This window comes from Arenimonas sp., from assembly GCF_044348765.1.
Classification (GTDB): Bacteria; Pseudomonadota; Gammaproteobacteria; order Xanthomonadales; family Xanthomonadaceae; genus Arenimonas.
The window spans coordinates 1-9101 of the sequence record NZ_JBIKSE010000049.1 but is presented as its reverse complement, the minus strand read 5'-3'; the positions used below and the strand labels follow the sequence as shown (position 1 = coordinate 9101).

Below are 9101 nucleotides of genomic sequence, written 5' to 3'. Positions count from 1 at the left end.
TAGCACATTCCAGAGGCTCAATTCGGGCGAAAACCACATGTGCCACCGCGATAAGGCGGGAATGTTCTGGTGTTGGGGAAATAATCAGAAAGGACAGCTCGGCAACGCGCGCTTCACACTGCAGGCGGTTCCGCAGCCGGTCCGCTTCCGCCAGGCATTCACCATGCTGGAGGGCGGTGCCGACCATAGTTGCGCACTGACTCGTACCGGTCAGGTCCTCTGCTGGGGTGATCCGGTCATGGGTGTCCTGGGTGATGGTGGTCTGATGATACAGCCTACGATCAATCCCTCAACGGTTGCCGGATTATCGGGTATCGTTGGCATAGCCTCCGGCTATGATGGAATCTGTGCTCTGGATGCCGGCGGCCAAGTATTCTGTTGGGGGGCGACTGGCCGCAGTAACAGCCGACAACGTGTCCGTGTGTTCAGGACCACCAATCGTCCGATGCCGATGTCGCTTCCCGAGCCTGCGGTTCATCTGGGTTTCGGAGTGCATCATGCCTGTGCCGTCGGTGCGTCGGGAGCAGCTTATTGCTGGGGTTTCAATGCCATGGGTGCGCTGGGCGACGGCACCGTCACCGACCGCATGCGTCCGGTGCGTGTCTCAGCCCTTCCCGAAAAACTGAGCACGATCACGCCGGGCTATCTGCAGACCTGCGCCATTGCCATTAGTAAGCGCGTGTATTGCTGGGGGACGAACAGCCAAAACCAGCTCGGCGATGGTCTGCGCAATCCCGCCAAGGACGCCATGCGCCTGCGCCCCGGACGCGTGCCCGGTCTTGAAAACATCGTCCAGCTCAGAAGCGCGTCGCATACCTGCGCGTTGAATGCCTCGGGCCGGGTTTACTGCTGGGGTTACAACGAACACGGCTCGGCCGGGCAGGACCCCGCCATTTACCCGAATGTTCCGGTTCCGATGCCGGTGGTGTTTGAAGAGCCCATCGTCGAGCTGGCCAGCAACGAGTGGGGCATGTGCGCCTTGAGCGAATCTGAAAAAGTCTATTGTTGGGGCAGTAATAAAGCCAAGCTACTGGGCGTAAAAGATCCAGAGCGCCCTTGGCTTCCTGTGGAAATCGGCTTTCCGGAGTCGCTTACTGCGGGATGACTTCAATGATGAAGCCTTGACCCTGCAGATTGCGGCGAAGAATTGCCAGATCACTTTGGGTTTTACCGAATTGCACGTCGACCGTATTTCCTTTTTCAAGCATCAGAAAATACTGCGTTGCCGTATCTGCTGGAAAGAATATATTTAGAGCATTCAGCACCGATTTTGGCCTGCGGGCGATATCCGGATGAGTTTTAATCGTTAAGATGGGTAGCTTTGAGCTGTTCATAGACGCTTATTGAGAAGATTTTTCAAGCGCTTATTGTTTCAAGCGCCAGCACCATTTACTATAGGAATATTTCTTATCAGTCTCCGGTAACTTTCAGGATAACCATCATGTCAATCAACAAGATATTGAATATCAGCTTCAGTGTTAGCAAGGTGGTTTCGGTGGTCATGGCATTCGTGCTGCTGGTTGCCCTTGTCGGGGGCATTGTCATGTTCTCCTCGACGCTGTTCTCCGGCGGGACGGATTACGAAAGTTTCGAGGAGTCCTTCGCCAAGGCCGCCAATATGGACAACGGTTACGCCGGCGAGGAAGCGGCCGATACTTTCAAGGGCACCAACGAGCGACTCTCGGTCGAGACCGAATACGGCAAGGATCTGCAGGCGGCGATCAAGGCCGCCCAGTGTCCGGATCCGACGGGCACCTACAATATTTTGGTCGGCAAAGGACTTTCGGCCTCTTCCCGCTCCAACTACTTCAGTTTCGTCGAGAAATATTTCTATGACTTCGCCGAGGCCTCCATCAAGAACCCGGACCTCAACCACGAATTCTTCTGCGGCGAGAATATCCTGGACGTCATATCACGCCATGATGCCGAAGAAGCCGCAGGCGCCATGCAGCGCATGTATCTGCTCGGCGGCTCAATTGTGGTCATCATCGGCACCATCCTGCTGATCTTCATCCTGATGGTCATTCCGGCGATTTACCGCATCGAAGAACATCTGCGTCCGAAATCTTAATGGGAGAAGCCCTGATGACTGCTCTGAAATCTCTGGCTCTGCTGTCCGTATTCCTGGTTGCCGGCTGTGGCAACAAAACCAAGGATGCCGATCGTCTGAACGGCGAAGTCAAGTCCGAAGTTTGCCGAATCAAGCAAGCCTTGCCACCGATGCCGGCCACGCTGGTTGGTGCCGAGCGCGATGCCGCGATAGCCGCAGCGCTGGTATTGCTTTCCGAGAACGCGCGGAAATCTCCCGCGCTGATTGCTAAAACCCGGGAGGTAAACGCCTTGGTGAAGGACTTCAAACCAAGTGATCGCTTCACCTATCTTTTCGACGCCAATCGTCTGGATGAGAGCACGGTGCGCCAGATTGTCGAGGCCCAGTGCCCATTCGAATTCATTGACGATGCCGTGGACGCCACAGCCGAAGTGCCAGCAGCGGATGCATTGGGCGAGCCCGCCGTCGATGGCGAAGTCTTTGATGAAGCGGCCATGGCTGCCGCCGAGGATGCCGGCATCGCCGCTGCCGATGCGCAGTTTGCCGCCGAGGCCGAACGTGAGCGCCTGTTGGCCGAGACTGAGCGTGAGCGTTTGCTGGCCGAAGCTGAGGCCGCCCGGGCCCGCAAGGAAGTCCTGCAAGCCGAGCGGGAACTACTGGCCGAACAGCGCCGCCAGGCCGAGCAAAGTGCGCAGATGGCGGTAGCTGCCCCCAAAGTCAGCTGTCCTTACAATGTCGCTAATCCCCTGAAATGCGCGAGCCGTGACCGCCAGCCGACCGCCTGTGCCTGGAATTTCGAGGCCTGTGGCATGCCGCGTCTGTTCAAGCAGGAATCCAAGACTACCTGTACGGGAAAGATGAGCGCAGATCAGGCCGCTGGCCAGATTATCATCGTAGATGGCTGCCGCGGTTTATTCGTGCCGCAGATCTGAGTACCGCGTATGGGTAGAAAAAGCCGCCCATCGGGCGGCTTTTTCATGAAGCGCTGATGACTCCAGCGAAACGGAGATATTTTTCCTGCAACTCGGACAGGGGGTGTCTGCATGTCCTGCGGCGGCGGCAGGCCGCGCATATCTGTTAAAATAAGCCATCCGCGCCCGTAGCTCAGCCGGATAGAGTAGTGGCTTCCGAAGCCATTGGTCGGGGGTTCGAATCCCTCCGGGCGCGCCAATTTTCGCTATGACAGTCCACACGTTCCAATTAAAAAACCGCTTCGGACAGCTTCGCATTGCCGAATACGGCGGACAATTGCTGCAGTGGCAATGCCCTGCAGGCATCGACCGCCTGTATACGCCCGAACACCTGAATACCATTCCCGGACGTGCCCTGCGTGGCGGCGTGCCGGTGTGCTTCCCGCAGTTTTCCGGACGCGGTAATCTGCCGAAGCACGGCCTGGTGCGCACCCGGCCCTGGCGATTGCAGGGACAGACCGGGTCGGCTCTGATTCTGGCCATCGAAGACGATGAAGAAACGCGGGCGCTTTGGCCGTATGCGTTTTCCCTGGTGCAGACCCTGGTGCTGGATGCCGACGGCCTGAGCATCAGTCTGGACGTCCACAACCGATCGGATCAGCCCTTGGTCTTTACCGCCGCCCTGCACACTTACCTGCGTGTGCCGGATGTGACCGCCTGCAGCCTGCAGGGTTTGAATGGCTGCGTGTACGAAGACGCCGCCGATGATGGCCGCTACAAGAACCAGCAGGGCAATCTGTTCATCGCCGGCGAGGTCGACCGTGTGTTTGCCGAAGCGCCACCGCGTCTGCGTCTGAACTACGGCAGCGGTGAATCGCTTGCAATCAGCCAGGGCGGTTTTACCGACACCGTCGTCTGGTGCCCGGGCCCGGAGTTGGCGGCCCAGCTCCCCGACATGCCGACCGCCGACTGGCAACACATGCTGTGCGTGGAAGCGGCCGCCGCCGCGCAACCGGTGACGATGCTGGCCGACAGCCATTGGCAGGGCTGGCAGAAGCTGCAAGTGCTTTAAGCGCGGCAGATCGCCAGGTAATTGCGGACCGTGGTTTCTAGGCCCTGATACAGGGCTTCGCCGATCAAGGCATGGCCGATGGATACTTCCAGTACCGACGGTACCGTACTGAGAAACACGCCCAAATTGGCTTGGTTCAAATCGTGCCCGGCATTGACGCCGATGCCCAGCACCCGTGCTTCCGCCGCGGTCCGAGCACAGGCCGCAGCTGCGCTTGAATCGCCGTGTGCGAACGCTTCGGCGTAAGGGCCGGTATAGAGCTCGATGCGGTCGATGCCGAGCCCTTTGGCCAGTGCCAGATCGGGTGTGCCGGCATCCATGAAAATCGACACCCGCACGCCCCAGTCATGCAGTTGTTGCACATAGGGCTGCAGCCGTGCACCGTCAGCATGCAGATCGAAACCATGATCGGAGGTGATCTGGCCGTCGCCATCGGGAACCAGTGTGGCCTGGGTCGGGCGCGTGCGTTCAATCAGCGCCATCAGTCCGGGATAATCGCCGCGCGCCGGCGCGAACGGATTACCCTCGATGTTGTATTCCGCGCCCTGTTTCCGGCACAGTTGCGCTAAGGCATCGACATCGGCCGGCGTAATGTGGCGCTGATCCGGACGCGGATGCACGGTGATGCCGTGGGCACCGGCGGCAATCGCGGTTTCGGCGGCTTTCAGTACCGAAGGCTCCGCGCTGCCGCGTGAATTGCGCAGCACCGCGATTTTATTGACATTGACACTGAGACTGGTCACGCGTCGTTGCCATTGTTGTCGGACTTGCGTCCCTTCGCCTGTTCCGCCAACTCGCGCATGCGCTGCAGTTCATCCGGACTGATGATGTGACGTTCCGACCGCCGTTGGCTTTCCACGCGGCGGCTGAGCAGGTTCCAGGAACCCAGAAACAGGAACACCAGTGCCATCACCACCAGAAAGCCGACGCCGCGGGTGCTGAGATCGGCGAACATGGCCATGACCATGGCGCCGAGACTGAGCAGGTAATAGAGGATGTACATAGATGCTCTCCGTAATGCCTGCGATTATAACAACGGCGAGAACAGGCGCGCTCCGGCCTGGGCCAGACGTTCGCCGAGTGACAGACGGATCTTCGGATCGAAGCGTTGCGATTCGCCGAGATAGCCGTATAGAATGCGCGCCACCTTATCGCCGAGACCGGCGTCTTCGAATAGCACCGACAGCTCGAAATTGAGGCGGAAGCTTCGCCGGTCGAAATTGGCACTGCCCAGAATGACCGTACCGTCGTCAACCAGCAAGGCCTTGGTATGCAGCATGCGCGGGAATTCATATACACGCACGCCGGCTTCGGCCAGCGCATCGAAATACGAGCGTGCGGCCAGGGTCACCATACGAGAGTCGCTGCTGCGTGGCACGATCAGGGCGGTATCGACGCCGCTGAGCGCGGCCGAAGTCAGTGCCATCATCGCCGCTTCGCTCGGCACGAAATACGGGGTGACCAGCAGCACCCGCTTGCGTGCACCGGTGATGGCTTCGACATGGGCGCGGTGGATCGGCTCCCAAGGGGTATCCGGGCCGGATGCCAGTACCTGTGCGGTGACCGCTCCGGCCCTCGCCGGCGGCGGCAGGAAAAAGCGGGCATCGGCCTTGAAGCGGCCGCCGGCATAAAGCCAGTCGGCCACGAAGGCCAGTTGCAGCCAGCGTGCGATTTCACCATCGGCGCGGAAATGCAGATCGACATAGGCATCCGTACGCAGACTTTCGTTTTCCTCATCGGTGATGTTGATGCCACCGGTAAAGCCGGTGATGCCATCGATCACCACGATCTTGCGGTGTGAGCGGATGTTGATCTTCGGCCGCCACAGTTTGCGCAGATAGAACGGATGAAAAAAAGCAATTTCCACGCCGGCATCGCGCAGCGGCTTGAGGAATCGCTCGCTGATATTCTTGGAGCCCATCCGGTCCAGCAACAGACGCACTTCGATACCGCGTAGTGCTTGACGGATCAAAGCATCACGGATGCGCGTGCCGGTGGTATCGGGTTCGAAAATGTAATACTCGAGATGGATGTGATGGTTGGCGGCATCGAAGGCCTGTTCCAGCGCAGCGTAGGTGGCGGCGCCGTTTTCCAGCAGGTCCACATGCTGTGCGCTGCTGGGGGCCAGCCCGCAGGTGGCCGCATTCAGCCGCATCAAGGCATCGGCATTGTCCGCCAGATTGGCTTCGGTCAAGGGCATCAGGCCGGCACGTGCCTTGCTGCGTTTCAGGTTCTGCCGTTTGATCCGGGTCGGACCGAGGAAGTGGTAAATGAGAAAGCCGATATAGGGCAGCAGGATCAGCGAAAGCAGCCAGCTCAGCGTGGCGATCGGTTCGCGTTTCTGCAGCAGGATCCAGGCGCTGAGCAGTAGCACATACACCAGCCAGAGCAGGCCGAGCACCAGAAGAATATTCGGCCAGGCCGCCTGCAGGTGCATCCAAGCATTCACGGCGGCACTGATCACGTTTGCTTTCCATAAATGCTTTCGGCGCAGCCTGCAGCGTGTAGCTGACCGAGAGATACACCGATCAAATCAGATTCCAGCGGACTCATGCGCTGCCGTGATCATGATTGAGATGATAGCGTTCGGCTTCGGCGACTTCGTTGCGTGAGCCCAGAAACACCGGTATGCGCTGGTGCAAGCCTTCGGGCATCACATCAAGCATGCGTCCGCGTCCGGTGCTGCAGGCGCCGCCGGCCTGCTCGAGGATGAAGCCCATGGGATTGGCTTCATACATCAGACGCAGCCGCCCAGCTTTGCTCGGATCCTTGTTGTCGGTTGGGTACATGAAGATGCCGCCGCGGGTCAGGATGCGATGCACTTCCGAGACCATGCTGGCGATCCAGCGCATGTTGAAATCCTTGCCGCGCGGTCCTGTTTTCCCGGCCAGCAGGTCGCGGATATAGGCCTGCATCGGCGCTTGCCAGAAGCGCTGATTCGACATATTGATAGCGAATTCGCGGGTATCTTCCGGCACCTGCACGTCGCTGCGGGTGAGGATGAAGCTGCCCTGTTCGCGGTCGAGGGTGAACATGTGGGTGCCGCGGCCGAAGGTGAGCACCAGGATAGTGCTGGGGCCATATACGGTGTAGCCGGCGCAGACCTGTGCACTGCCGGGCTGCAGAAAATGTTCATCGCGCGGCTCGGTCACCCCGTCTGGGCAGCGCAGTACCGAAAAAATGGTGCCGACCGAGACATTGACGTCGATGTTGGAGCTGCCGTCGAGCGGGTCGAATAACAGCAGATAATTGCCGCGCGGGTAGCTGCTCGGTATGGCATGCGCGTGCTCCATTTCCTCAGAGGCCAGACCAGCCAGATGGCCGCCCCATTCATTGGCCTCCAACAGGATTTCGTTGCTGAGCACGTCCAGTTTCTTCTGGGCCTCGCCTTGCACGTTGCCGGAGCCGGCATCACCGAGCACGTCGCCCAGGGCGCCCTTGCCGACCGCGCTTGAAATGGTCTTGCAGGCGCGTGCCACCACCTCCAGCAACAGCCGCAGATCCGCGTTAATATGGCCTTGGTGCTGCGCTTCGATCAGATAGCGCGACAGGGCGGTCGGTTTCATGGGCGAAGTCCTGATACGGTTAGTCGTATTGTAATGCGTGGCGGGAAACGGAACGGAGTCGCATGCATATTTTTTCCAGTACACCGCTGCTGCCAGCGCTGATGACGGCCCTGGGCATCGGCCTGATGATCGGCATGGTGCGTGAACGCACCCATCTGGAAACCTTCGCCGGTGTGCGCACGCATGCACTGACTGCCCTGGCGGCGGTGCTCTCGACCAGTCTGGGCACGGGCCCATTCCTGATCCTGCTCGGTCTGGTACTGGTGCTGGTGTCTCTGGCGTACTGGCGTTCGGCCGCGCAGGATGCCGGTATGACCGGAGAAATCGCGCTGATGGTGACCGCATTGCTGGGCTCGCTGGCGGTGACCCAGACCGCGCTGGCGGCCGGGTTGGCTGCGCTGGCGGCGACGCTGCTGTATGCCAAAACGCCCTTGCACCGCTTCGCCAAGGAAGTGCTAAGCGAACGCGAAGTGCACGACGGCATCATTCTGCTGGCCAGTGCCCTGATTGTCCTACCGCTGCTGCCCGACCGTGCCATCGACCATTTCGGCGTGCTCAATCCGTCCAAGCTGTGGCGTTTGGTGGTGTTGGTGATGCTGGTCGGCGCTATCGCCCATGTGGCCTTGCGCCTGGTCGGCAACCGCTGGGGCCTGCCCTTGGCAGGTTTCTTTTCCGGCTACGTTTCTTCCACGGCAGCCACGCTCAGTTCTGCCGGCACCGCGCGTGCCGAGCCCGAACTGAAATCCCCGGCTTTAGCGGCAGCGCTGCTGGCCAATGCCGCGTCGCTGAGCCTGTTCATTCCGATTCTGCTGGCGATGGCTCCGGCCTACCTGCACGCCATCCGTTTCGAGCTGACGGCGGCCATGGCCGTGCTGGTGCTGCTCAGTGTATTCGGCCTGCGTTACACCCGTGAGGCGGTGGCCGAATCCGCGGTCGCACAGAAACGCATGTTCCGAATACAGCATGCATTGGCACTGGTGGCCATCATCGCCGCCATCCTGTTCTTGACCGCCTATCTCAACCAGGTGCTGGGCCCGCAATGGGCGGTGGCGCTGGCCCTGTTTGCATCCGCCGCCGAACTGCATGCGGCCTTGGTCGGCGTGGCGTCGCTCAGCAAATCCGGGGCCCTGCCACATCCCGAGTGGGGTTTGTTCGGACTATTACTGGTCAGCGCTAGTGTCAAGACCGGCATTGCCTGGTATGCCGGTGGCCGTGATTTCGCCTGGCGTTTCGGGGCCGCGATGCTGATGACGCTGGGTGTGGTCGCCGCGGTGATCTTGCTCCGGGGTTGAGCCCTCAGATATCGCCGTCGGTCAGCCAGCCTTCGCCGCTGCCGCGGTGGAATACGCGGTCGCTGTCGAGCACGGATCCGGCTGGAATCGGTTCAAGACTTTTCAGTTGCCCATACACTGGCTCGAAATCGGCAAAGGTGGCCTCGAATAGTTGTTGGAAGCTGTCGATGACGAAATAGGTTTTCTGGTAGGTGTCGATACGGTAACGCG

Annotated in this window: 10 protein-coding genes, 1 tRNA gene and 1 pseudogene; 6 read left to right on the top strand and 6 right to left on the bottom strand. The window is 59.9% G+C overall.

Annotation, left to right across the window (positions count from 1 at the left end):
- A partial coding sequence (locus ACIQ0Q_RS07735) for an RCC1 domain-containing protein (RefSeq protein WP_395772363.1) occupies positions 1-1105 on the top strand: 1105 nt, incomplete at its 5' end.
- Here the strand turns inward: ACIQ0Q_RS07735 and ACIQ0Q_RS07730 are convergent.
- Positions 1092-1334 carry a hypothetical protein gene (locus ACIQ0Q_RS07730; protein ID WP_395772362.1) on the bottom strand — a complete coding sequence of 81 codons (243 nt, stop codon included), beginning with the start codon at positions 1332-1334 and terminating at the stop codon, positions 1092-1094. The genes ACIQ0Q_RS07735 and ACIQ0Q_RS07730 overlap by 14 nt on opposite strands.
- 107 nt (positions 1335-1441) lie before the next feature.
- Here ACIQ0Q_RS07730 and ACIQ0Q_RS07725 point away from each other — a divergent pair, with 107 nt between their 5' ends.
- From ACIQ0Q_RS07725 to ACIQ0Q_RS07710, 4 genes are all read left to right on the top strand, one after another.
- Positions 1442-2071 (top strand): hypothetical protein, encoded by a 630-nt coding sequence (locus ACIQ0Q_RS07725; protein WP_395772361.1) that lies wholly within the window; start codon positions 1442-1444, stop codon positions 2069-2071.
- A gap of 14 nt (positions 2072-2085) precedes the next feature.
- Complete coding sequence (locus tag ACIQ0Q_RS07720) at positions 2086-2982, top strand: DUF3011 domain-containing protein (protein ID WP_395772360.1); 897 nt, start codon at positions 2086-2088, stop codon at positions 2980-2982.
- 161 nt (positions 2983-3143) lie between these two features.
- Positions 3144-3220 (top strand) — tRNA-Arg (locus ACIQ0Q_RS07715).
- Positions 3221-3229: 9 nt separating this feature from the next.
- Positions 3230-4033: a D-hexose-6-phosphate mutarotase gene (locus tag ACIQ0Q_RS07710; RefSeq protein ID WP_395772359.1), complete on the top strand. Its 804-nt coding sequence runs from the start codon at positions 3230-3232 to the stop codon at positions 4031-4033.
- Here the strand turns inward: ACIQ0Q_RS07710 and ACIQ0Q_RS07705 are convergent.
- The 4 genes from ACIQ0Q_RS07705 to ACIQ0Q_RS07690 all read right to left on the bottom strand — a co-directional run bounded on the left by ACIQ0Q_RS07705 (position 4030) and on the right by ACIQ0Q_RS07690 (position 7599).
- A complete protein-coding gene (locus ACIQ0Q_RS07705; protein WP_395772358.1) occupies positions 4030-4776 on the bottom strand; it encodes a pyridoxine 5'-phosphate synthase in 747 nt (248 codons plus the stop codon). The genes ACIQ0Q_RS07710 and ACIQ0Q_RS07705 overlap by 4 nt on opposite strands.
- A complete protein-coding gene (locus ACIQ0Q_RS07700) occupies positions 4773-5036 on the bottom strand; it encodes a hypothetical protein (RefSeq protein ID WP_395772357.1) in 264 nt (87 codons plus the stop codon). Before ACIQ0Q_RS07700 ends, ACIQ0Q_RS07705 begins: the two co-directional genes overlap by 4 nt.
- 24 nt (positions 5037-5060) lie before the next feature.
- On the bottom strand, positions 5061-6497 hold the full coding sequence (gene cls, locus ACIQ0Q_RS07695; protein ID WP_395772356.1) for a cardiolipin synthase: 1437 nt from the start codon (positions 6495-6497) through the stop codon (positions 5061-5063).
- Between the two features lie 85 nt (positions 6498-6582).
- Complete coding sequence (locus tag ACIQ0Q_RS07690) at positions 6583-7599, bottom strand: class 1 fructose-bisphosphatase (RefSeq protein WP_395772355.1); 1017 nt, start codon at positions 7597-7599, stop codon at positions 6583-6585.
- A gap of 62 nt (positions 7600-7661) precedes the next feature.
- Here ACIQ0Q_RS07690 and ACIQ0Q_RS07685 point away from each other — a divergent pair, with 62 nt between their 5' ends.
- On the top strand, positions 7662-8891 hold the full coding sequence (locus ACIQ0Q_RS07685) for an MgtC/SapB family protein (protein ID WP_395772354.1): 1230 nt from the start codon (positions 7662-7664) through the stop codon (positions 8889-8891).
- A gap of 4 nt (positions 8892-8895) precedes the next feature.
- Here the strand turns inward: ACIQ0Q_RS07685 and ACIQ0Q_RS07680 are convergent.
- A pseudogene (locus ACIQ0Q_RS07680) lies at positions 8896-9101 on the bottom strand (phenylalanine 4-monooxygenase); the annotation flags it as partial.

Bases quoted from the DNA above. Each gene is read 5' to 3' on its own strand.
- ACIQ0Q_RS07720 (WP_395772360.1), top strand. From the start codon at position 2,086: ATGACTGCTCTGAAATCTCTGGCTCTGCTGTCCGTATTCCTGGTTGCC.
- ACIQ0Q_RS07725 (WP_395772361.1), top strand. From the start codon at position 1,442: ATGTCAATCAACAAGATATTGAATATCAGCTTCAGTGTTAGCAAGGTG.
- ACIQ0Q_RS07710 (WP_395772359.1), top strand. From the start codon at position 3,230: ATGACAGTCCACACGTTCCAATTAAAAAACCGCTTCGGACAGCTTCGC.
- ACIQ0Q_RS07700 (WP_395772357.1), bottom strand. From the start codon at position 5,036: ATGTACATCCTCTATTACCTGCTCAGTCTCGGCGCCATGGTCATGGCC.
- ACIQ0Q_RS07685 (WP_395772354.1), top strand. From the start codon at position 7,662: ATGCATATTTTTTCCAGTACACCGCTGCTGCCAGCGCTGATGACGGCC.
- ACIQ0Q_RS07730 (WP_395772362.1), bottom strand. From the start codon at position 1,334: ATGAACAGCTCAAAGCTACCCATCTTAACGATTAAAACTCATCCGGAT.
- ACIQ0Q_RS07690 (WP_395772355.1), bottom strand. From the start codon at position 7,599: ATGAAACCGACCGCCCTGTCGCGCTATCTGATCGAAGCGCAGCACCAA.